This is a genomic window from Bacteroides timonensis (assembly GCF_000513195.1).
GTDB classification, from domain to species: domain Bacteria; phylum Bacteroidota; class Bacteroidia; order Bacteroidales; family Bacteroidaceae; genus Bacteroides; species Bacteroides timonensis.
In genome coordinates this window covers 26,454-50,327 of record NZ_CBVI010000044.1, presented here as the reverse complement: position 1 = coordinate 50,327, position 23,874 = coordinate 26,454, and the positions used below count along the sequence as shown (strand labels likewise).

The 23,874-nt window shown below is 45.0% G+C and carries 15 protein-coding genes; 6 read left to right on the top strand and 9 right to left on the bottom strand.

Annotated elements, in window-relative coordinates; all coding sequences use genetic code 11:
- Nucleotides 1-25: 25 nt before the first annotated feature.
- The 3 genes from lepB to dapB form a co-directional block, all read right to left on the bottom strand.
- Nucleotides 26-958: a signal peptidase I gene (gene lepB / locus BN161_RS10025; RefSeq protein ID WP_044265553.1), complete on the bottom strand. Its 933-nt coding sequence runs from the start codon at nucleotides 956-958 to the stop codon at nucleotides 26-28.
- A 14-nt stretch (nucleotides 959-972) separates the two neighbouring features.
- Nucleotides 973-2,445 (bottom strand): S26 family signal peptidase, encoded by a 1,473-nt coding sequence (locus tag BN161_RS10020; protein ID WP_044265526.1) that lies wholly within the window; start codon nucleotides 2,443-2,445, stop codon nucleotides 973-975.
- An 83-nt stretch (nucleotides 2,446-2,528) separates the two neighbouring features.
- The gene (dapB, locus tag BN161_RS10015) at nucleotides 2,529-3,290 is read right to left on the bottom strand and encodes a 4-hydroxy-tetrahydrodipicolinate reductase (RefSeq protein ID WP_044265524.1); all 762 of its coding nucleotides are present in this window, start codon (nucleotides 3,288-3,290) and stop codon (nucleotides 2,529-2,531) included.
- Between the two features lie 96 nt (nucleotides 3,291-3,386).
- On the opposite strand from dapB, the gene BN161_RS10010 reads away from it, so the two are divergent.
- The 5 genes from BN161_RS10010 to BN161_RS09990 all read left to right on the top strand — a co-directional run bounded on the left by BN161_RS10010 (nucleotide 3,387) and on the right by BN161_RS09990 (nucleotide 10,838).
- On the top strand, nucleotides 3,387-4,661 hold the full coding sequence (locus BN161_RS10010; protein WP_044265521.1) for a DUF2851 family protein: 1,275 nt from the start codon (nucleotides 3,387-3,389) through the stop codon (nucleotides 4,659-4,661).
- A 341-nt stretch (nucleotides 4,662-5,002) separates the two neighbouring features.
- Nucleotides 5,003-5,518, top strand: coding sequence for a hypothetical protein (locus tag BN161_RS10005; RefSeq protein WP_044265518.1), 516 nt, complete (start codon nucleotides 5,003-5,005; stop codon nucleotides 5,516-5,518).
- Between the two features lie 124 nt (nucleotides 5,519-5,642).
- Nucleotides 5,643-6,344 (top strand): DUF6250 domain-containing protein, encoded by a 702-nt coding sequence (locus tag BN161_RS10000; RefSeq protein WP_044265516.1) that lies wholly within the window; start codon nucleotides 5,643-5,645, stop codon nucleotides 6,342-6,344.
- A gap of 10 nt (nucleotides 6,345-6,354) precedes the next feature.
- Nucleotides 6,355-9,441, top strand: coding sequence for a chondroitinase family polysaccharide lyase (locus BN161_RS09995; RefSeq protein ID WP_044265514.1), 3,087 nt, complete (start codon nucleotides 6,355-6,357; stop codon nucleotides 9,439-9,441).
- Nucleotides 9,442-9,470: 29 nt separating this feature from the next.
- The gene (locus tag BN161_RS09990) at nucleotides 9,471-10,838 is read left to right on the top strand and encodes a sulfatase family protein (RefSeq protein ID WP_044265512.1); all 1,368 of its coding nucleotides are present in this window, start codon (nucleotides 9,471-9,473) and stop codon (nucleotides 10,836-10,838) included.
- 9 nt (nucleotides 10,839-10,847) lie between these two features.
- On the opposite strand, the gene BN161_RS09985 is transcribed toward BN161_RS09990, so the two are convergent.
- Both BN161_RS09985 and BN161_RS09980 read right to left on the bottom strand, forming a co-directional pair.
- Nucleotides 10,848-11,789, bottom strand: a complete 942-nt coding sequence (locus BN161_RS09985) for a tRNA-dihydrouridine synthase family protein (RefSeq protein ID WP_044265510.1) — start codon at nucleotides 11,787-11,789, stop codon at nucleotides 10,848-10,850.
- Nucleotides 11,790-11,823: 34 nt separating this feature from the next.
- Nucleotides 11,824-12,951, bottom strand: coding sequence for a glycoside hydrolase family protein (locus tag BN161_RS09980; RefSeq protein ID WP_044265508.1), 1,128 nt, complete (start codon nucleotides 12,949-12,951; stop codon nucleotides 11,824-11,826).
- 339 nt (nucleotides 12,952-13,290) lie between these two features.
- Between BN161_RS09980 and BN161_RS09975 the strand changes: the two genes are divergently transcribed.
- Nucleotides 13,291-15,768 carry a polysaccharide lyase family 8 super-sandwich domain-containing protein gene (locus BN161_RS09975; protein ID WP_044265506.1) on the top strand — a complete coding sequence of 826 codons (2,478 nt, stop codon included), beginning with the start codon at nucleotides 13,291-13,293 and terminating at the stop codon, nucleotides 15,766-15,768.
- 85 nt (nucleotides 15,769-15,853) lie between these two features.
- Here BN161_RS09975 and BN161_RS09970 read toward each other — a convergent pair whose 3' ends face one another.
- From BN161_RS09970 to BN161_RS09955, 4 genes are all read right to left on the bottom strand, one after another.
- Entirely contained in the window at nucleotides 15,854-18,106 is a 2,253-nt protein-coding gene (locus BN161_RS09970) for a glycosyl hydrolase family 95 catalytic domain-containing protein (protein WP_044265504.1), read from the bottom strand.
- A gap of 12 nt (nucleotides 18,107-18,118) precedes the next feature.
- The gene (locus BN161_RS09965; RefSeq protein WP_394332289.1) at nucleotides 18,119-21,013 is read right to left on the bottom strand and encodes a chondroitinase family polysaccharide lyase; all 2,895 of its coding nucleotides are present in this window, start codon (nucleotides 21,011-21,013) and stop codon (nucleotides 18,119-18,121) included.
- Nucleotides 21,014-21,142: 129 nt separating this feature from the next.
- Nucleotides 21,143-22,132 (bottom strand): DUF5017 domain-containing protein, encoded by a 990-nt coding sequence (locus BN161_RS09960; RefSeq protein WP_044265500.1) that lies wholly within the window; start codon nucleotides 22,130-22,132, stop codon nucleotides 21,143-21,145.
- A gap of 42 nt (nucleotides 22,133-22,174) precedes the next feature.
- On the bottom strand, nucleotides 22,175-23,869 hold the full coding sequence (locus BN161_RS09955; protein ID WP_044265498.1) for a RagB/SusD family nutrient uptake outer membrane protein: 1,695 nt from the start codon (nucleotides 23,867-23,869) through the stop codon (nucleotides 22,175-22,177).
- Nucleotides 23,870-23,874: the final 5 nt, after the last annotated feature.

The following is a 23,874-nucleotide window of genomic DNA, read 5'->3' as shown; positions in this document are numbered from 1 at the left end:
AATACTTTTAGTGATTGTTCCTCCCTTATTTTATGTGATTGAAAAAGCGCTTCCAACGGTAACCTCTGAACCATCTGGTTCCTTTTTCTTTGGAGAACCAGATGAGAGAGGCTTTGCCGATGACATGGTCTTTCGGTACGAAGCCGAACAACCGGGAGTCGGAGAGGTTGATGGAATTATTGGCGCCTACCCAATAATAATCTTTGGAAAAATAGCAATGCTGCACAGGCTTGCCTTCTATGTACAGGGTATCATTCTTGATTTCAGCCTGTTTGTTTTCATGTAATACAAGTGTGTTGCGCAACAATGTCCGGTTCCATGGATATACGCGTATCGCTTTGCCTTTGCCGGGAATAATGAGTGGCCGCAGGGCTTCTACAGAATCTTCTTTGTTTAGTAATTCTATCCAGCAGTTTCCGTTCATGGCCTGTTCCAACAGATAAAATTCATAACGGCTGAAACTGCGTACATTTCTGATACTGTCCTGTCCCATCAGACGATTGTTTTGTATGGATAGGAGAGCGAGTAATGAATCGAGTTGCTTCTCTTTCTCCCGGGGATAGGTGTACAGGAACTTCTGGTCGGGTGCATTCTTTTCCGATGGAATGACGGAAAACAGAGAGTCTATCAGCAACGTATCTCCCGGTACACCGATGCAACGGCTGATAAAGACTTCACGCCGGTCTATGGCGGACTCTGAAAGATTGGCGGGATTATTAAAAACGATGATATCCTCCTTTTGCACAGGACTGTCTCCCCAACGATGGTAATTCCATAGAGACATGAAAGGAAGACGCAGTCCGTAGCTCCATTTGTTCACCAGAATGCGTTCTCCCTGAAACAAGGAATTCTCCATGCCCGAAGAGGGGATAAGATAGGAAGTTACGACACAGCCCCGGAGTAATACTATAACGAGTATTATTCCAATGACTGTTCCCGCTATCTTCCAATTATTCATTCTTTCATTTGGCATCATCCGACCCACTTGAATAGGCGGTTCCATCGAATTTTGCCGTCAAACCAACCACGGTCCTTGTCAAGTGACAACCATACGACGAGCGGTTTACCTACCACGTGGTCTTCCGGTACAAATCCCCACGAACGGGCATCGGCCGAGTTGTGACGGTTGTCACCCATCATCCAGTAATAATCCATTTTGAAGGTATATTCGTCGGTCTTCTTGTCATTGATGTAAATGCCGTCTTCTTTTACTTCCAGTTTGTTACCCTCATAGGCTCTGATGGGGCGTTCGTAGATGGGCAGGTTATCTTCGGTCAGCTTGATGGTAGCGCCCTTTTTCGGTATCCAGATAGGTCCATAGTTGTTGCGGTCCCATTTGGTATAAAGGTTCAGCGGATACATTTGACCGGAGAATATTTCCGGTTCCATGACGATATGGCTGACGAGCTTTTTATTAGCTGAGAGAGTTTCGTACATTTTCTTTGTTAATGGCAAATCGTAGGTAGGGGCGAGGCGGCCTTGCGCATCACGTTGGGTTAATCCCATTTCCATTAACAGGCCTTCGTTGCTTATGAGTGCCTGGTCGTCTTTGCTGATGCCGAGTTCGCGGAACATATCTTCGGTGATGTATGGGCCGGTGGTCTGTACCAGATAGTTGAGCTGCATCTCTTCGGGGTTCTCGATGGGTTTACCGTCAATATAAACCTGGGTATCTCTGATTTCCAACGTGTCACCCGGCAATCCGACACAACGCTTCACGTAGTTTTCGCGACGGTCTACGGGGCGGACGACGATATCGCCGTACATCTTCGGATTGGAACGTATCAGGTTTCTTCCGGCATTATAGTACAGGTCGTAAACAGCGCGTTGTTGCTTGCGTGTCAGGCTGTCCATATTCACGGGGTTCGGATACAGGCGTTGTCCTTCGTTGTAAGCAAGGGTATAGAAGTCTGTCTGCTGGAAGTTGGTGGCTACGGTATCTCCGGCGGGGAAGTTGAATACGACGATATCATTCCGTTTCACTTTTCCCAGACCCGGAACCCGTTTGTAGTCCCATTGGGGCCATTCGATGTATGATTTGGTGTTTACCAGCGGCAAAGTGTGTTGGGCCAGCGGCATGGACAAAGGTGTGTTCGGCACGCGCGGACCGTAGCTCAGTTTGCTTACGTAGAGGTAATCGCCTACCAGCAAAGATTTCTCTAAAGAAGAGGACGGTATCTGATAGTTCTGAAATACATAGATGTTGACGAAATAAACGGCTACCAGTGCAAACACGATAGCATCTACCCAACTCATAACACTGCGTACAGCCGGATTCTCTGATTTCTTCCAGAAGCCCCAGGGAATTTTCTTGCTGATGTAGATGTCGAAGATGAAAGGTACGACAATCAGTCCCAACCAGCTTTTTACCCATACCAGGAAAGCGAGGTAAAGTACGGTGACGATTGCGAATTTAACCCATTGGGCGCGAGTTGCTTTTCTCATTTTAGTTTGATATTTATAGTTTGTTTGCCAGACTATCTCAGTTCTCCTCCTCCCAGGAGGAGAACTGAGATAGTCCGTGTTTCTTATTTTAAGAACGGGAACAAATCGCTCATTCCCAGATAACCTTCCTTATCAGCTGTATATTCGGCGGCAAGAACAGCACCCAGCGCAAAACCTTTACGGTTCTTGGCATCATGGGTCAGGATGATGCTGTCGGCTTCTGATTCGTAGCGGATGACATGAATACCCGGCACTTCACCTTCGCGGATAGAACTTACCGGCAGTTCGTCTGCGGCACATTCTGTAGTACCGGAAACGGTTCCGTCTGGTGCCTGCAAAGTTCCTTTCACCCAGCGGTCTTTACGGTCCAGGTTTTCCAGGATCTCTTCGGCAAGCGTGATGGCGGTGCCGCTTGGCGCATCCAGTTTATGGATGTGATGTGTTTCGCTCATTGTCACGTCGTAGGCGGGGAATTGGTTCATTATCTTTGCCAGGTACTTGTTCACAGCGGAGAAGATGGTGACACCCAGACTGAAATTAGATGCCCAGAATAAAGTCTTTCCTCCTGTGGTGCAGAGTTCTTTAATCTCGTCTCCGTGTTCATTCATCCAGCCCGTACTGCCGGAAACTACCTTCACGCCAGCCTTGAAAGCTTTCATGTAGTTGTCATACGCTACCATAGGGTTCGTGAATTCTATTGCCACGTCAGCGCTTTTGAACGCATCCGAGTTGAAATCTTCCTGGTTATTGACGTCGATGATGCTTACAATCTCATGTCCGCGGCTGAGGGCGATCTTCTCAATTTCCTTGCCCATCTTTCCGTAGCCGATTAGTGCTATTTTCATTGTTTCTTTTGTTTTTTATTCAGTTTATCAACAAACTATAGGTCGCAAAGGTAATGTTTTTCTTACATTTGCGGGCAATATTAACGTCTTGTTAACATGGAACAACTACTGCACTACGTTTGGAAACATAAAATATTCCCTTTAAAGATGCTCCAAACCACCACCGGCGAACCGGTTGAAGTGATAGATGCCGGACTACCGAACACAAACGCAGGCCCCGACTTCTTCAATGCCAAACTGAAAATAGGCGGTACCCACTGGGTGGGGAACGTCGAGATACATACGCTGTCGTCCGACTGGCTGAAGCATGGGCATGATAAGGATGAAGCTTATAACAACGTCATCCTGCACGTGGCGGAAACGATAGACTGCGAAGTATTCCGCCTCAACGGAGAAAAGGTATTGCAATTACAACTTTCCTGTCCCGAAACAGTTCTCCGGCATTATGAGGAATTGCGTCATGCGGAGATTTATCCTCCTTGTTATTCCATATTATCTTCTCTTCCGAAACTGACCGTTCATTCCTGGCTTTCCGCCTTGCAGGTGGAGCGCTTCGAACAGAAAGCCCGTGCCATTACCGCCCGGTTGGAACGGTTCAATCGCAATTGGGAAGATGTATTCTTTATCACCCTGTCCCGCAACTTCGGCTTCGGGCTGAATGGGGATGCTTTTGAGGCGTGGGCCAGTCATCTGCCTTTCCGTGCGGTAGACAAGCATCGGGATGATCTTTTCCAAATAGAAGCTTTCTTTTTCGGCCAGGCGGGATTGTTGGACGAGGAGTTGCCGGATGCGGATGAGTATTATCTGAAGTTGCAGAAAGAATTCCGCTATTTGCAGCATAAGTTTGAATTGGCTGCTCCGATGGCTGTCGGCCAATGGCGTTTTCTTCGTTTGCGTCCCGGCAATTTTCCCCATGTCCGGCTGGCACAGTTGGCGAATCTTTATCATAAAGAACACTCCCTCTTTTCCCGCATTATGGAAGCGGAAACCCTGGAAGCTGTTCAGAAGATACTGGCTGTCGCAGCTTCTCCTTATTGGAAGGAACACTTCAATTTTAGCAAAGCTTCTCCCTCACAGGAAAAGCAGGTGGGAAAGAATGCTCTGAATCTGATTGTTATCAACACTGTTATTCCTTTTCTTTATGCCTACGGGCTGCACAAAGCGGATGAGATGCTCTGTGACCGTGCCACGCGTTTCCTCGAAGGCTTGAAAGCGGAAGACAATCACATCATCCGGCATTGGAGTGGGGCAGGGCTGCATGTTTCTACGGCTGCTGATTCCCAGGCTTTGTTGCAACTGCAAAAAGAGTATTGTGATAGGAAAGATTGTCTGCGTTGCCGCTTCGGGTTTGAGTATCTGAGGCAGAAGTGAAATACATGATAAAATGTTACATGAAAAGATATTGGTAAAGTTCTATATTTCATTCTGATCCCTGCCTGGAGTACTTCCGAGGGCTATTTCGCAGGGCTACACCTTATTTGTCGGATGGCTACACCCTTTGCATGTGATGGCTACACCATCCGGGGGAAAGGGTGTAGCCCTGCAAGATGGATGTTTTATATGTTTAGATATGAATTATTATTATTTGACATATGCATCCTATAGAAGATTAGCCATATTTTGGCATTAAAAATAAGCCCGCTTATTTTGTATTACCTTCGGTTTGCATTATCTTTGCCGCTGATTTATAAACCCTTTGACATTGTAAATAGATGAAGGCAATTCACTTTGTATTTTGTCTTTTCGCGGTGCTTATGCTGACAACCACCGGTGGTCAGGCTGCCGCAGCTAATGAGGACTTCCAGGCATTCCTCAAGAAATTCACTTCCAGTGCCTCTTTCCAGTATTCCCGTATTAAGTTTCCGTTGAAAACTCCCATTGCTCTGTTAGAGGAAGATGGCGAGACGGAAAAGACTTTTCCGTTTACACGCGAAAAGTGGGCATTGCTGGGCGAAGACGTATTTAAGGAAGAACGTATAACGGACGAAGAGGGTGGTGTCTATGTCTCCCGCTTCACGGTGAACAATCCCAAGCACAAAGAATTTGAAGCCGGTTATGATGAATCGGAGGCTTCCCTTCGCGTGGTGTTCGAACAGATTGACGGGAAGTGGTATGTCACCGATTGCTATACCGATTGGTATAACTTCGACCTTCCTATCAGTGAACTGCCGGAAACCATCAGCACGATAGCGGAAGAAAATAAGGCGTTTGAGGAGATGCATCCTTAGTGAACGTTTTCCTGCCGGTCAATTACTAAAATATACCTTTTTTGTACGATTTATGTGCCATTTCCTCTAAAAAGTGCCGTTTCTTTGCAGTGTGGAAATATTGTGAACGAAACTAATACCGGAAATGACACATTCATCTTTCATACAAATTCTGTGGAAATTCCTTTTCCTTTTCTTACCCTGCACTTTGCTGGCGCAGGAGCGTACGTCATTGGGTCATTGGGTAGCTGAAGATCAGTCGGGACTGATGGACTTTACTATCCGTGAAGATACCCTGGAACTCATCGTCCCCGAGGGACTTACCCTATGGTATAAAGATCGTCTGACAGGTGATTACGAAATCAGTTACCACATTTGTACCGTAATGAACGGTGGTAAACACGACCGCCTCAGCGATATGAACTGTTTTTGGGCGGCAAATGACCCGAAGCATCCCGGTAAGCTCTTTGCCCGTGCCACCTGGCGCAACGGAATCTTTCGCAACTACAATACCCTGAATCTTTTTTATGTAGGATATGGAGGTAATGATAATACCACCACCCGTTTCCGCCGCTACTACGGAGAATTTTACGAAGTGGATGAGGCACGCGTCAAACCCCTTATTAGAGAATATACCGATCCGGTTCATCTGCTGAATCCTAACCAATGGTATCATATCCAAATCCGCGTTCAGAATAACTGTACTACCTTCAGTGTAGACGGTGAAGAACTCTTTCGCCTGTCCATTGAACCCGGTGCAGGCGACGGACATTTCGGTCTCCGTCTTCTGCAAAATCATGTCCGTTTCACGGGCTTCCGTATCGAACACTTAAATTCAACCTATTAATACCCATACCATGATAACGAAACCTAAGTTAATGAAACCTATCCTTGCCACTGCATGTGTCTTGCTGTTCTCGTTCAGTCTGTCGGCACAAGTCGTGAAAAACGAACGGTTACTTTCTTTTGAAGGCCCGGAACTACCTGTCGGACTGGACGTAACGAGAGCCACCCTTGGCATTAGTGATCAACATTATAAAGACGGTACACATAGCTTGCGCTGGACCTTTGAACCCGGCTCCGTGCTTTCCCTCCGCCGCGATCTGCAATTTGAACAAAAAGACCCTACGGGAAAAGATACTTATCTTTCCGCTTTTATCGTATGGGTGTATAATGCACAGGCACAGGACACCACCATTCAATTTGAGTTTTTGAAAGATGGCAAGAAATGTACTTCTTTTCCTTTCGGTATCAACTTCACCGGTTGGCGTGCCGCCTGGGTATGTTACGAGCGTGATATGCAAGGCACTCCCGAACTCGGAATGAACGAACTGCGTATCGTGGCTCCGGATGTGAAAGGTGAATTGTTCATTGACCATCTGATAACTGCCAGCAAAGTAGATGCCCGCCAGCAAACAGCTGATGTGCAGGTGCCTTTCGTCAATAAAGGAACCACCAACCACTGGCTTGTGATTTATGAGCACTCCTTGTGGAAACCGGAAATCGCTCTGACTCCGGTTACTGAAAAGAACAAGGAAGATATGAAACTGATGGAAAAACGTTTCCGTGATATGCTCTATACTCCTTCCAAACTATCGGAAAAGGAACTGGAAACCATCCGTAAGAAGTATGACTTCTATGGAATAACGTATAAAAATGGAGTTGTAAGCGGTTTGCCCATCTTTATGGTGCGGCAGGCGGAAGCCTACGAACGTATGTACCCCAATTGGGATAAAGGTATGTTCACCAAACTGGGCATGGAAATGAACGAGTACTTCAACCTGATGCGCCGGATAGCTTATGCTTACAATAATGCCTCGGAGGCAACAGTGAAGGACGAACTGAAACAGAAGTTTCTGGCGATGTACGACCATATCACCGATCAGGGTGTGGCATACGGCAGTTGCTGGGGAAATATTCATCATTACGGATATAGTATGCGCGGCCTGTATGTGGCGTATTTTCTGATGAAAGACGTTTTGCGTGAAACGGGTAAACTGGATGAGGCTGAGCGCACCTTGCGTTGGTATGCCATCACCAATGAGGTTTATCCCAAACCTACGGTCAACGGTATTGACATCGACTCCTTCAATACGCAGACGCAGGGCCGCATGGCAAGCATCCTGATTATGGAAGATACTCCCGAGAAGCTGCAATACCTCCGTTCTTTCTCCCGCTGGATAGACTACGGTTGCCGTCCGGCATTGGGACTGGCAGGTTCTTTCAAGAAAGACGGAGCTTGTTTCCATCACCGTAATAACTATCCGGCTTATGCTGTAGGCGGCCTGGATGGTGCTACGAATATGATTTATCTGTTGAGCGGAACGGAATTCAAAGTTTCCGAACTGGCGCACGAGGCAGTGAAGAAGGTGTTGCTCACCATGCGTTTCTACTGCAACTTCAAGCAATGGGCGCTCTCCATGTCGGGACGTCATCCTAACGGGAAGGGACAATTGATTCCCGTGCAATACGCTACTCTGGCCTTGGCGGGTACTCCTGACGGGAAACAAAAGTATGATCCGGAACTGGCTGCGGCCTATCTGCGCCTGGTTTCTCGTACGGAAACTCCAGATAAAAATGCTCCGGATTATCTTCCGAAGTCGTCCACTACCCGCGAACTGGAATTGAAGAAACTGTTTGAGGCGCAAGGCTTCCGTCCTGAATCCGATCCACAAGGTAATCTGGCTTTAGGTTACGGCTGCGTTTCAGTGCAGCGCCGGGATAACTGGGCAGCTGTGGTGCGTGGACATTCCCGTTACCTTTGGGCAGCGGAACACTATCTGGACGCCAACTTTTACGGCCGTTATCTTGCCCACGGAAGTATGCAGATATTAACCGGGAAGCCCGATGAAATGGTCACTTTCGCAACCAGTGGCTGGCAGGAAGCCGGTTTTGACTGGAATCGTTTCCCCGGTACGACAACCATTCATTTACCCTACGATCAACTCCGCGCAAAAGTGATGAACGTGGATACTTTCTCCGGTATGGAAGAGATGCTCTATTCTGATGAAGCATTTGCCGGAGGTTTGTCGCAGGCACGGCTGAACGGTAACTTCGGGATGAAGCTGCACGAACATGATAAGTACAATGGCTCACATCGCGCCCGTAAGTCCTATCACTTCTTGAACGGAACAATTGTTTGTCTGGGCACGGATATTGAGAATACGAACGAAAAGTTCCCCACGGAGACTACCGTCTTCCAATTGGCTGCCATCACTCCCGAAATGCATAAGTACTGGGAGGCTTATAAAAGCGATGGTCAAACGTATATAGACCCTAATGGCGTAGGCTATTATCTATCGAAAAACTCGATGAAAACGGCGAAATATGAGAAAAACTTTCCACAGGTTTCCGTAGGAGAGCGTAATCCGAAGCCTACTTCCGGCGACTGGGTTTCGTTGGTGCTGGAACATGGAAAGGCTCCGAAGGGTGCTTCTTATGAATATGCTGTCCTGCCGCGTACGGATGAGGCGGCTCTGAAAGCGTTTGCCCGTAAACCTACTTATAAAGTCTTGCAGCAAGACGGCAATGCGCATATTGTCCGTTCCCTGACGGATAACTTAACGTCTTATGTACTCTTTGAAACTCCGCAGGTGTTGCCGAAAGAGGGTTTGTTGCAGAAGGCCGATACTTCCTGTCTTGTGATGATACGCGAGGATAAAGGGAAACTCTTGTTGACCGTTTCCCAACCGGACCTGGCCCTTTATCGGGGTCCGAGCGATGAAGCCTTTGATAAGGATGGCAAGCGCAAGGAACGTAGTATCTATTCCCGTCCCTGGATTGACAATGATAGTGGTGAGATACCTGTGACGGTTACGCTGAGAGGCGAATGGAAGGTTGCTGAGACTCCTTATTGCAAGGTAATTTCTAAGGATAAGCATCAGACGGTTTTGCGTTTTGAATGTAAGGATGCTGCCAGCTTTGATGTGGAGTTGAAGAAATAGATGAAGTTAATCCTTAAAATAAAACTGTGATGAAAGTAAAGAATTTAATGTTGTGTGCAACGGCTGTCGCTCCTTCCTTGGTTTGGGCAAAAGAGTTGCCTAATATCATCTACATTGTAACCGATCAGCAGACTGCCTCTGCGATGAGTTGTATGGGAAATGATGACTTGCATACTCCCAATATGGATAAACTGGCACAGTCAGGTGTCCTGTTTCATAATGCCTATTGCTCTACGCCTTTGAGTGGACCTGCCAGGGCAGCTATGTTTACAGGCTATACTTCGCACGAAGTAGGACTTGCCCGAAACGGTACACCGATACCGGACTCATTGCGTACCCGGACTTTGGGAACATTGATGCAGGATGCCGGTTATGATTGTATTTATGCCGGTAAATGGCATGTACATACAGCCTCCATGCCGGATAAAGAGTTCGGTTTTACTACTATCCATCCGCATAGTGATAATGGGTTGGCAGAAGCCTGTGTCGATTTTCTGGAACAAGAACATACCAACCCCTTTTTCCTTGTGGCAGGGTTCGATAATCCGCATAATATCTGTGAGTACGCACGTAGCCAGAATTTGCCTTGGGGAAATCTAAAAGACTTGCCGCAGAGTGAGTGGCCGGGACTACCTCTTAATTTCGCTAAGAATCCCTATGACGCTGATGTTATCAGTTATGAGCAGAGCCTGAATTATTCGGCTTATCCTACCCGTAACTACACTCCGGATGATTGGCGTCGTTACCGGAGCCTCTATTATCGTCTGGTTGAAAAGGTGGATGCAGAAATCGGTAAGATTCTGAATGCTATGGACAAACAGGATTTATGGAAGAATACAGTCGTGATATTTACCAGTGATCATGGCGACGGAGTGGGAGCACACCACTGGAACCAGAAATCGGCTTTATATGAAGAGGTGGTAAATATACCTTTTATTGTAACTCTGCCGGGGAAAAAGAATGCCGGCAAGGAGATGCCTCAACTCGTGAATAATGGTGTGGATTTCTTTGCAGCAGTTTGCGACTGGGCAGACATCCGGCTTCCTGAAGGGCTGCATGGGGTCTCTTTCAGACCGTTGGTAGAGAAAGCTGATCCGTCATTGAAGCATCAAGACTACATTGTGACCGAAACCACATTCGATAAAGGCGAGAACACACGTGGCTGGGCTTTACGTACTTCTCGATATAAGTATGTGCTGTATGACAAAGGCCGTTACCGTGAGCAACTCTTTGATATGGAAAAAGACCGTGGTGAAATGCGGAACCTCGCCATTGAGGAGAAATACAAAGAAATCCTACTACAACACCGTGAGTATCTGCACAATTGGATGAAACTGCATCATGTAGCGCAGATACGTAAAGATGTACATACAATTCCGGAAGTAAATCCGGAATAAGATCAATGATTATCCCAACAAGCTGCGGACTGCCGCCTGGTAAGTTTCCAGCTTGTTGGACTTATGAATCGCTTTTTTTGCCTTCCGGTCTCCGTCCGGCATCAGATATTCCCAGAAGTTTTTCATTTTCGTCAGCAGTTGTTTGTCTCCCCCTTCCAGAAGATTGCCATACTGGGCAAATATGTCAGCATGGAACAATTTGAGTCTTTCCTGCATATCCTTTTCGGAAAGCGGATGTCCCTGTTGATACTCTAAAGCTAAGGCGGGATTGGCAAGCAGTCCACGACCTATCATGATACCTGCCAGCTGTGGAAAGCGTTCGCTGATAGTCTGTATATCTTCTACTGTAAGTAAATCACCGTTATAAATAAGCGGATGACGGCATTCGTTGTAGAAGGCTTCAAAACCTTTAAAATCCACTTCCCCCTTATATTGCTGTTTTCCCAATCGGGGATGCATAATGATATGTGTCAGTGGCAGCTCATTCAGAAAGGGTAGCAAAACCAGACTTTCTTCCGGGTTCTCCCAACCCAACCTCATCTTGACAGAGAACTGAAGGTCGGGGTGATTCTTTATGGCAGCAGTGAGCAACTCCCGTACCTCTTCGGGATGAGGAAGCATTCCTGAACCGTTGTGCCGTTTAGCCAAAAGAGGGAAAGGACATCCCAGGTTTATGTTCACATTCTTATATCCTTTTTCGATGAATAGGGCAATTATTTGCTCCATTTTGTCCACATCGGGAGCAATGAGTTGCGGAATAAGTTGCACGCCACGATTGTTCTCCAGAGTAATCTCTCGCATGTCTTTTTTTCGGATTTCTCCGTGCTCCACACGTACAAAAGGGGTATAATAGCTCTCTACACCGCCGAATATGCGGGCATGCGCTTGTCGGTAAATAGCCTCGGTGTAACCTTGCAGCGGGGCAAAATGAATGGGGAGGGTACTCTGCATATCAATCAGTTATTCAATATTTCTGCAAAGGTAACTATTTTAGCGGAATAACCATGTTCCAGGAACGCGTCCCGTTTTCAAATTCGCCCGGACCATCCATCGTTGCAAAGAATATGAATGTCGGCTTGCCATCCTCAAAAAGGATGAATGGACGTTCCAATTGTCCTTGTTTGGCTATTGTGCCGTTTTCCCACTCTACTGTTTTTGAGTATGCTTTCGGGTCTTTATCAACGGTCCAGTTAATGCCATCTTTAGAATGTGCCATAACACCACCTCCTTTTTCACCTGTAAATTTAGCTACATGATCTTTGAAGATGGCATGGTATCCTTTGTCGTCTTTCCAAAGAAAAGGATCTTCTGCTTCTCCTTGCCCGTTTACTTGGAAAATGGGCTGCTCATTGTTTAATACTTGGTAAGGACCTTCGATGGTCGGAGCATGGGCGATTCCTAAAGCCATATTTGAATACTTACCGTCTTCCAGATGCCTGCGACCTTTAAAAATCATCATGATAGAGCCATCTTCCTGTACGACTGGTGAGGGATTGGAGGTCAGAAAACTAAAGAAAGTATTGGGTTTTGTTTTCAGGATAGGTTCATCTAGGCGCTTCCATGGTCCGTATGGTGAATCGGCAACAGCGAGTCCGATGCGCTTGTTGGAACGCGCTACCGTACACCAAGGACTGTCGAGCGTCAACTGGTCATACGTTGGATCTGCGAAGGGGTGGGTGGAACCCATATAAATCAGATAGTATTTATGATTGTATTTCACTATTCGTGGATTATGTGTAGAACGTCCGTCCCAATACTGTGCACCACGTGCGGGCAGGGCTATTTCACTGAACCGATAAGGTCCTTGCGGCGTGTCTGATACAGCGTGGACGATCTCCGAAGCCACCATCCAACCCGGATGGAAAGGCAGTGACTTCGGAAAGCGGGATACGAACATATGATACTTGCCATCGTCTCCTTTTACCACGGAACTTCCCCAACTCCAATAACCTTCGCTTTCAAAGGCAGGTATTTCTATTGCTTTGCCTAACCGATGGAATAATGGGTTCTGTGATTTCTGCTTTAACTCTGTCAGGTTATCAATCTTCTGTGCACGAAGTAGGCTGATTGAAGAGAAAAGTACCAGCGCGAATAAGAAATAACTCTTTTTCATGGTTGTATGCTTGTTTAATATTATAATTTAAGTTCTATTACTCTCTTGAATATCTGTTGACTGGTCTCATAGTCTCTTTAACCCCCTTTGGAAGGTATGGTTTCGGGTATGGAGCAGATATACTGCAGAAGCAGAATCTACTGTATGAAAACCGGAAAAAGATAACCAATGCTTTTTATGAATGTGGCAAAGATAATCTTTATATTATTTCGTGATACTCTTCTTATAAGCTCTTGTACAATAATATACGCTTTATTGTATAATTTATATCGTTTCTTCTTTCTCTTTTTCTCTACTTTTGTTTAACTAACCTTTATTGATAAAACTGAATAAGTAACCATGAAAAAAGAATTATTTTGCATTATGTTGATCACATGTACCGGATTTTTGCTCCGTGCACAAGAGACGGAAAGAAAATATGCTTTTGACAATTATCAACGCTACTATCAGGATGGACAACGAGTTCATAACCAGGAGAAGGAGAAAGCCTTGGAGCGTCTGCGGCATTCATTTGCAGAACATCCGTATCGTTATCATTCATTGAAGACTTCATTCAGTGGCAAAGAATGCTTGGAACAATTGACAGATAATGGTATATTTATCCCCTTGCAGGCGCAGGAAGTAGAATTTCGGAAAGATAATGGTTTCCAAAAGCCTTACTCCACAGTACAGGGGGAGATCGGTATCTTTTTGACCGATGCATTCAATTGTATCTGGAAAATAGCTGATGCCTATCGCAAGAAAGAGCTTCCGCTGAAGAAGGCTTTGAGTGATAAAGTGCTGAAAGCGATATTACACTATGGAAATATAGAGTTGGGACGTCCTAATGATGGACCGCGTTTTCATGCTTCTTGTTTTGCCATCCCAACGGCGGCTGTTAATATCTATTATGCTTATCTCGTTCAAATGGAGGAAGCGGAGATTGGGCAGGGAAAAGCATTGTTGAGAGAGGCTTGTGATATGTTGAAAGCCTTGGGGCTTCAAGCTTGGACACAGCCCCTTCGACACGATGAAACGGATGAAAATGTCGTTTCTATTTCGCGTTTCCGTAATCATGTGTGGTGGGTTGGAGGAAATGCTTTGGCTTATCGTTCCCTGCTTCCGGTGGCAGCCATGTATCGCTCTATTCCTATGGTTGACTTGCTGGCTGAAGTTTGCCAACGGGGCGTCAGTATGACTTCGCAGAAAACTTATTCGGAAGCTTTCTGGACAGAGGGGTTTACGGCCGACGGAGCCGGATGGGGACATGGTAAACAATGTCTGATATGGGGCTATCCTATTGATGGAACATCCAATGCACTTAGTATCTTGAATTTGTTGAAAGGTACTCCCTGGTCGAAAGCACTGAATCGTGGTAATGCTGAGGCTATCTTGAATTTCTTACGTGGTGGTAGTTGGTATTACTATAAAGGTTATCGTTTGCCTTGTCTCGACCGTGGATCGTATGTATATAATTCTACGGAGCAATCTATTCCTTATGCAAAGATGCTCGATAATATTGTAACGAATTGGATAGACTCTTTTACTCTCGAAGAACAGAAAGAATTGCAGCTCTTACAGGCGGAAGTCAAGAAGAACCGCATAAATATGGATAGTTATGCGCCAGGGGTATACAATGGTACCCGATGGTTCTTTAATAACGATGATTTGATCAAGAAAACTTCCGATTATCACATAACCGTAAATATGGCTTCTGTCCGTTGTGACGGTCTGGAAAGTGCGGTGAATATGGCGGATGAATATAATTTCTATCCTACGGACGGATTGACCCTCTTTCAGCGTACAGGCGATGAATACTTTCGTATAATGGGAGGCTGGGATGTCACAGCCTCTCCGGGTGTTACGGCACGTGAAGGGATGAACAAGCTTACACCTGTGACTAATTGGCGTGGATATTGCAGTAAATATAACTATGCGGTAGGCACTACCGATGGAGGCGAGAATGCTGTAACCGGTTATATCTTTGAAAAAATGAATGCATCTGATAAAGATGATGTGAATGATCGTGGTAACAGTAAGGGACTGAATGCGCTACTTTATGACTTTAAGGCCTATAAGGCAAATTTTATTTTGGGAGATTATTTTGTAGCATTGGGTGCAGGCATCACTAATGCGAAACCGGCTATGGAAGGAGGCATTCGTACGACTATAGACCAAACAGCTCACATCGGAGCAGTTACTGTGATGGAAAAGGGAAAAGAGAAGCCTTTACAGGAAGGTTCTCAATCTTTGTTGACTTCTGAAGGACAATCTGTATGGGTAATGCAGGAAGGTAAGTTTGCTTATTGTGTGTTGCCTGAATTTACCCATAAGGCTTTTGTTCTGACGGAGACTTGTCCAACTAATTGGATAAAGCGAAATAAAGGAAATGCAAAGAAGGGAGATTTGCCTCAGACGGTTGATATTTTGCGTTTGTGGGTTGATCATGGACAAGTACCGGTAAATGATACTTATGGTTATGTGGTCTATACAGGTAAGGGACGGCCTGCTGATACTTTGCCTTTTCAAGTTTTGCGGAACGATACATTGGTACAGGCTGTACGTTCTGTAGATGGTAAACTGACCGAAGTTGTATTTTATCCCGGCAATAAGGGTATAGACGTTAATAATTTGTCTCTCTCCGCTTCTTCTCCTTGTGCAGTGTTGATTCAAAAGGAAAAGGGTAAATACAAACTATCCGTAACGGATGCCTGTATGAATCCCGCATTAAACGAAATAACTCTCGTAATTAATGGACGAACCGTAATTGTTCCAATGGAACAGGGAGTGCTTAGCGGGAAACCATCTGTTATAGAAATTGAAATAAGTCCTAATTGAAATGTCTGTAAAAAGGGGAGGGAAGGACCGTAAAATTCTTCCCCCCCCCCTGTATACGTATCAAATTGATTAAGGCTTATTTTAGTTAGATAGTGTTTGGAGTTATTTTTATGATTTCTCCTGATTGGGTTTGCCTCTCCTCTATTTGACCGGTGAACGGATTTAGTACTTTCAGTATTCCTCCTTTCTCGGATTGTATTGTTATACTCTGTACTTTACCATTTTGATAATTGGCACTGACTAGAAATCCTCCTATAGCTCTCATTTTATCAAAACTAGCTTCTCTCCACCCTTCAGGGATAGCAGGGAAGACACGTATGATTCCTGTATGGCTCTGCATAAGCATTTCTTGTATAGCCGAGGCGAATGCAAAGTTTCCTTCTAAAGTGAAAGGGCGATAAGTGAAAGAAGTATATCCTTTTTTTAACTGGTCACCGTTAAGATGAAAGCTGTTAGGTGAACAGAATGCTTTAATGAAAATGTGCAGATTACGTGCGGCGGCATCTCCATCGAATATACGAGCTTGCATATTGGCCAACCAGGTATAGGTATAGCCAATCCAGAATTCATTGCCCAATTCTTCCACATGATGTATGGAACGTTTGATCAAACTTTCAACCTCTTTACCTTGTGATATATCGAGTAGTCCGAAGGGATGAAAAGCTAACATATGTGAGAGATGTCGGTGAGATTCTGCCAATGGGTATCCGGGGGCGATAGTCAGCCCTGTACTGTCTGAGGCGAAATCAGGCCATTCTTCCAGTTGTTTGCGCCAGTGGGTAGCGTCTTCCTTCAGCCCTAATGCATCTGCCATTTCTACTGCGGCTGTATAAGTGAAACGTATATTGGCTAAATCGTAATTGGTGGTTTTCTGGAACCATGCATCCAGTTCATTATCGTTGATTTCCGGAGAAGTGGACAAGGGTAGTTTGCGTTTGTTATCCGTCGTTTTCATGGAGATATTTTCAAAATAGCGGGCTACCTCTTTAACCCAAGGATATGCTTGGTTTTCCAGGAAATCGGCATCTGCTTCATACTTCCATTGTTGGTAAAAATGGTGAGCGAGCCAACCGCTTGTGGTGGGCTGGTGAGAATAAGGGCTCCATCCTCCGATAGCTTTTCCTTCTAATGTGGCTATGCAAGGTACATTCAGGCCTTCTACCTTAAAGAAACGACGGGTAAAATCTTCTCCGTTATCTTTTATTTTCCAGAGCCAGTCGGTAAATACACGTGATTCTTCCAGATGATTGGCACTGTATCCCGGCCAATAGCTAAGTTGTGTGTTCAAGTCATTGTGAAAATCACCACGCCACGGAGGAGTCTGCCCGTTGTCAGCAGTCCATACGGCCTGTAGGCAGATAGGAGGGGCGTCTTTTCTAGAGGCAGCACCAAACTTATACATTTCTAAGTACCATTGAGTCTCTAAGATGGGATCGGGTAAATGAATCTGGCATTTCTCCCAATACGCATTCCACCAGTCGGTATGCTCAGCCAATGCCGTATGGAAGTCTTTTGCGTATTCCTTCATGAAATTAGCAGCCTGCACAGTTTCGCTGTACCAGGTACCTTGAGTGGTGATGCAATAGCTTCCTTCCAAGATTTGCTGAGCAGGAGCATCCCATTTCAATGCTACTTCATAACTTACTCTTCCATAAGCTTTCTGGCGATAAACAATGCTATTATTACGTCGGGTCATTTTACCATTCTTATATCCTAACCGGGTGAGCAGATGAGTACGGGGAGCACTGACTCTTTGTATACTGGAACCGTCATCTTCAAAACGTGGTGCCTGTAATTCGATAGAAAGCATTTCAGGCAAATTCTCAAATCGGAAATGGCCTGTTTTGTCGATGGCACTGGTAAAGAATTTACCAATGGCTCCACATTCCCAAGTGATGGTACAAACAGCCGTGTGTACATCTAGTTCAACATTCTTTACTTTTCCTAATTTATCTATCGGGAATTCGATGGCTCCTACCGGGATTTTTGTGGGAGCACAGTCTTTTCTGCTACGGTCGTCGATCAAAGCGCGAACTTTAGAAAGATCTTTGTTGCGGATTACCTCATTGCAAACAAACTGATAGGAGTAAGAAGGAGACTCAAATTCTTTGACAGGGCGTAAATCCCACAGATCTGCCCTGTCCAATGCTAAACGCAAATTTCCGTCTTTCTCCCAAATAAGATTTCCTATGATGCCGTTTCCCAAAGGAATTGCTTCGTCCCAGATAGTGGGGATGGTGTTGAACTGCAGTCCGTGAAATGTTGGAGTCTTGGCTTGCAGGTGGCTGATGTTTAGTATCATCCCCACGAGGAGGATAAGAAGTTTTTTTGTATTCATAAATATAAGGTTCTAATGAATTGTTTTCAGTGTGAATTCTACAGGTTGTCCATGTTGGCAAATAACGGTCAATTGCGTATTCTCCCCAACAGAGGATAGGGATACTTTTTCGCTAGGATTGTCCATTTCCCATTTCCCTTTTAAAAGTAGTTTCTTTTCAATAGGCTGACTAGCTTCTTTGGTTGTGAAACTTTTCTCCGTAATATGCAGATTAGGATCGCATATACTGACTAATATTTGCTTTTTATCTACTTTTCTCTGCATTACCATTGTTTCTGCAGGAACTTGGAGGAGAAGTCTGTCAGTTAGGGGAGTGTAATCTTCGAAAACCGCATAAGCTGTAATACCGGTCTCTTCATCAAAGACGATGTGTGCCGTATGATCTTTTTGTACTATTTGGTATGTTTGTTTACGCCGGGCAATATCCAGTTCATCCGAACTCGGTTGTATCAGTACCATATATTCGTATTCAGCATCTCGCGGTGCTTTGCCGTGATTAATCCATGCTGACGAAAATGTACCATATGTTTGTACCCGTGTTTTTTCATGGCGGGAGTCTTGTCGGGCGATCTGTACTTCTATATTTCCTTTGACGAAATAGTGATTGTTGTATCCATCTTGTATCCAATGTAACTTTCCATCATTCAGTTCTTTATAAAACATCTTATTTCGTTTTTTTCCATCGACAAATATGCTTGTACTGTCTTTTCGGAAGGTGCTTTGGAAAAGAGTAGTTTCTGTAGGGTAAGAGAAGTTGCTATTATTGATTCCAGTTCCTAAACATATCATTCTGTTACCGAAACAGAAGACGGACTTACGGGCGACAAAGTCCGGAGTAAAGTTTTTGAGGCTACGTTCCATCAGTTTCATGGCAAACATTCCGTTCTTTCCTTCTAGTGAACTGCTTCCGGAGAAATTCTCTTTCGAACGTGCCATCGTGGTTCCAGGCAGTGGACTGTCCAGTAATTCAAATGGCAGGTGGATGGTTGTGGTGCCGGGTAGGCGGTTCCAGTCCCAACCATTCTCATCATATCCGCTGGCAAGGCGTGAAGGTTGCCCCATGATTTGTACCGAGCCGTAGCTTTGGTAACGTCCATATCTGTTATCCTTCGTATAAATCTCAGCTCCCCATACGTCAGTGGTATATCCTTTAAGAGTAACCATCCAGTCTGCACGGCGGAAAATACCGGCTGAGCCATAGTTGTAGACAAAAAATCCCTGCGGTGCATCAGCGGGGTGTATGCCTTGTTCTTTGAAGTAGCGTGCTTCCGGTGTGTTCTTCTGGCAAAGGCGAAGATAATCGGCTGCCAGATGCCGGTCGAAATCATTCTTTTCTCCAGAAAGATCGCCGGAGAGGGCAAGATAGGCGAAAGCAGCGACGTCGTCTTCTTTCATTGACCCTCTGAAAGGATGTCTTCCGCTGATGCCAATCCCCCATTCGTATTTGTTGCAATAGTTGCGCATGGAGATAAAGGCCGACTTTAATGTCTGCCGGGCCTCTTCGGTCGGTTCATATTCCGTTTGGTTGGTAAATGCGATAAACTGTCCTACCATGGCGAGTACTCCGGTAGTATAAGCAGGGTAGAAACCTCCATGATGGAATGTGGTACCATCTACCTTGATGCCGCCAATGGTTCCGGGAGTATAGTGAAGTGAGGTCGAAACCCAGCGAGAAAGCCCTTTAAGAGCACGTGCCCGTTCCCGTTCGTCGATAAAGAGCAGAGCGGATACGGTTTTCGCCATCAGCAAAGTGTGCCAGCTGTCTAACAATTCGTCTCTTCCGTATTGATAGGGTTTACGGGTCTCGGACAGGGCAGACCAGAAGATGAGGGCTGATAAGATATTATCACGGTTGGGAGCTTTCCAAATGGCATCACGCATCAGCCAGGCTGTGGTATAGATTTTCCGTACTTGATAGCCATAGTGATGATTGGTTCCCATTCCGCTGCCATAGGCGAATCCCTGGTTAATGGCAAAATCCCATACTGTGAGGTAATTTTCTAGGCCTGTTGAAGAATGGTTGTAATAAGCGTCGTAAGCAAATCCGGAAAGCATGGTTTCCAAATCGTTCCAGGATATTTCTCCTGCTTTGCGATTTATTTCGTCGGGGGCTACAATCGGAGCACCAATGAAGCCGGTGCCTGAATGTTGTATATTTGCTTTTTTGAAGACTGTATATGCTTTGGCTATAACTTCCGAGGGAGCTTTCTTTATGTCTAAAGTAGTTGTCAGACGTTGCTCTATCGTGCGGAGATCTTCTATTTCTTTCTTATTCAGAGAATTGGGCAAAGGCAGGTCATAGTCATATTGTTCCCATTGCCATACACGGCACCAATGCCAGAGGTCACGGTATGAGAGGGAATTATTGTAAGGCATTTGCAGGTCGGGAGTGGTGCGGTCATTTATCTTCTTCACAGGGAAAGTGAGGCGGTCTAAGAAGATACGTCCTTTACGGTTGGGAGCTACTAATCGGTAGCTTGCTATTTCTTTATTCAGTTTGTCTCCTTTCATGTGCTGGAAACCTATCCAGCAGGCACGCCAACCTGCCGATGCCAACCGAAAGCTAAACCAGTAGGATATATGCCCCTGAGGCGAGAGAAATTCAAAGCGGATGGAATCTTGCTGAGGCTTTTCGTTATAAATCCATAAAGTGATACCTGCTGAGGTTTCTGTTTGTTCAGTCAATGTAATAGGGTTTTCTGTTTTGATAAGGAGGGTGGAACCCGGGCGGAAATTCCACTCAAGGCTTTTGTGTCCTTCTTTATAATATAAGGAGGATAAAGCTAGTGCATGTTTGTCAGAAGGCTGAAAGTTCTGGGGAATTTTCTCTTCGAAGCCTATATGTTGGGCAGATAGCCGGTAGCTCACACATAACAAGATTAGGAATAATATATTGTATCTTGACATTAGCATTTATTTTTAGATTAGTACAGGTAGGAAAAAAGTACAGCCACCTTCATGTATTCCTTTTTGGGGAGGAGATATATGGAAGGTGACTGCACATCACGAAATTGATTAAGGTCAGAAATTGTGGTATTATTGTTGTTGGGGCTTTTCTTTTACTTCAATAGTCAGTTCTTTAGTCATTACTTTAAAACCTTCTACATTACTGTTTCCGGCAAGGAAAGTGACAGTATAAGTACCGGCCTGATTGAAAATATAAGAGTAGCTGTTTACGCGCCGATTGATATCTTTGATATTTTCTCCGGTATCGGGTGAGCAAGAGTTCAGTTTGATGGTGTTGGCTATGAGCCAGTCGTCATTGTCAGCCCAAGTTGCCTGTCCGTCCTTACCTCCCTGCATAATGATTTTGTTGTCTTTCAGGTTGATGAGGCTCCATGTTCCTTGTATGACACTACCGGAAGTGACTGTTTTGTAACAGTTGTTTTCCAGGTTGGAGGGATTGATGTCAAAACAGGAAAAGTTCATATTAGGCCCGGTTACTTCTGTAATACTACCATTGGTCAGAGTATTTTTGACTACCAGATCTGTGATTGTAATAGTGCGTTGTGGGGTTGTTTTGGTGTCTCCCATAAAGCGGAAAGCTAAAGTCAACCCTCCCTGGTAGGCACTCAGATCAAAATCTTTAACGGTAACTGTCTTACCATCTGCACCGGCCAAACCACAGGCTTCTGTAATCTCATCCCAAGCGTGTTCTTGAATCAGTTTACGGTCGGCAACTGTATCTTTTTTAGTCAGTCCGGGGAAGTCTTTCGAAAGATATACATGGAAAGCGTCAGTCTGTTTACCGTATTGTGATTGTACCTTGAACGACAATGTAGATGCTTTTATATCACTTGGATCCAACTCTATGCGGTCACGGTTGACATATTTGTGACCGTCTTCGCCAGAAAAGAAAGTGATAAAGTTTGGATTTCCATCAAAGTTGAAGGTAACAGGCTCACCTGCGACGGTTACCATCTTATCGGCTATAACGTCGAATTTTACATCTTCGGGATCCAAGTCATTGCAAGCTGTAAACATTGCGAGAGCGGCCAAAGTGTAGATATATTTTTTTGTTTTCATACTCAAAAGCTATTTAATGTTTAATTATTTTCTAGTAGAACATTATTTCCATGCATTGTTCTGTTCCAGAAGTTTATTCAATCCAAGTTCACGGTTAGGAATGGGTAACCATTTATAACGGTCGGTAGCATTGTTTGCATAGCTTGCTGCAAATTTCTTGCCATTGTCCCAGCGTGAGTCGTTTGTATTGGCGGCTACGGCACGCATATTATGTTGGTAATCGTCTCCCCAACGGATGAGGTCGTATTTGCGTGTACCTTCAAAGCAGAGTTCGCGGGCACGTTCGTCTTTTACCAGTTGTTTAAAGGTTGCATAGTCCATATTGGTGACTTCCTTTACACCTTCAATACTACGTTTGCGCACTTCATTGATGGCATCGTAGGCTGCTTTTGTCGGGCCTTGGTTCACTTCATTCTCAGCTTCAGCAATCATTAGCAGTACATCAGCATAACGCAGAATAGGATAGTTGATAGGCGTCTGGTTCTTGTCACGCGGAGTGATGACTTCGTATTCGCGGCGGTACTTGCCGGCATTACGCTGAACATATTGTGTGGCTGTAAAAACACCTTTGTCTTCACCATCGACATTGATATTCTTAACTCCTTTATATCCCCAGTTCAACTTAATGTATTCTCCTGTTGCCTTTTTGGCAAAACGATACGGAGCAATGTTCCAATCGCGGCGTGCATCTGGATGTTCCCGTTCGTTGACACTACCTTCCGAGAATCCTTCATCTACCATTCCGTCACCGTCTATATCATTATACATATCCCATAAATTGATGGTACAAGAGATGAAGCCATAAGAATAACCCTCGGAACTTAAAGAATTGTCACCGTTTGAGATACCTATGGTATTTCCTATACGTCCTGAGCCTTGATGTGCATCTTGGCGGTTTCCTTTGAACTCGGCTTCCCAGATAGATTCACGATATTTGGTGTCTACTTCATCCGAAGCAAGATTAATGAATATCTGCTTGTAATCAGGATTCAGTTGATGTTTTTTGTCCTTATTCACTTCTTTAGCCCAATAAGCGGCTTTCTCATACATCGGTTTTCCGCCGTTTACGGGCCACCCGGCCAATTTGAGATAAACACGTGCCAAGATACCTCTTACTGCTGATTTGTTGATACGCCCGGCAGGTACTTCATCTATTTCGCCTACCATTCTTTCTGCTTCTTCCATTTCGGCCACCACATTTTCGAGCACTTCTTTTTGTGGGGTTTTGGCAAGATCTACATCTATTGCCGATTGTTGGGATGCAGTACGGTAAGGTACATCTCCCCAACATTGTGCTAAGAGAAAGTAGCAGTATGCACGGAGGAATTTTGCTTCACCAACATAAAGAGTTTTAACGTCGGCGTTCATGTCGGGGACATTGTCGATGTTTTCTAGCAGGAAGTTGGCATTGTTGATGCCGTCATATAAGTACTTCCAAAGGTTCAGCACGTCAGGATCACTGGTACTGTAATTATTATTGTAGATACCAACGGGGATTGTGTTTCGATCATAATATCCCAAATCGTCGGTTCCAACTACCATCAGCGGATAGACGTTACCATATACCTCTTGGCGTGTGAGGCGGTTGTATACAGTGGTCAACGACATGAATGCTTCATCTTGGTTCTTGAAGAAATTTTCAGGAGCCACAAAGTCTTGTGGAACAGTATCCAGAAAGTTGCATGAGCCTAAAGTAAAGCTGAATGCAAGGGCTGTTATGATTTTATTGAATTTCATTGTTA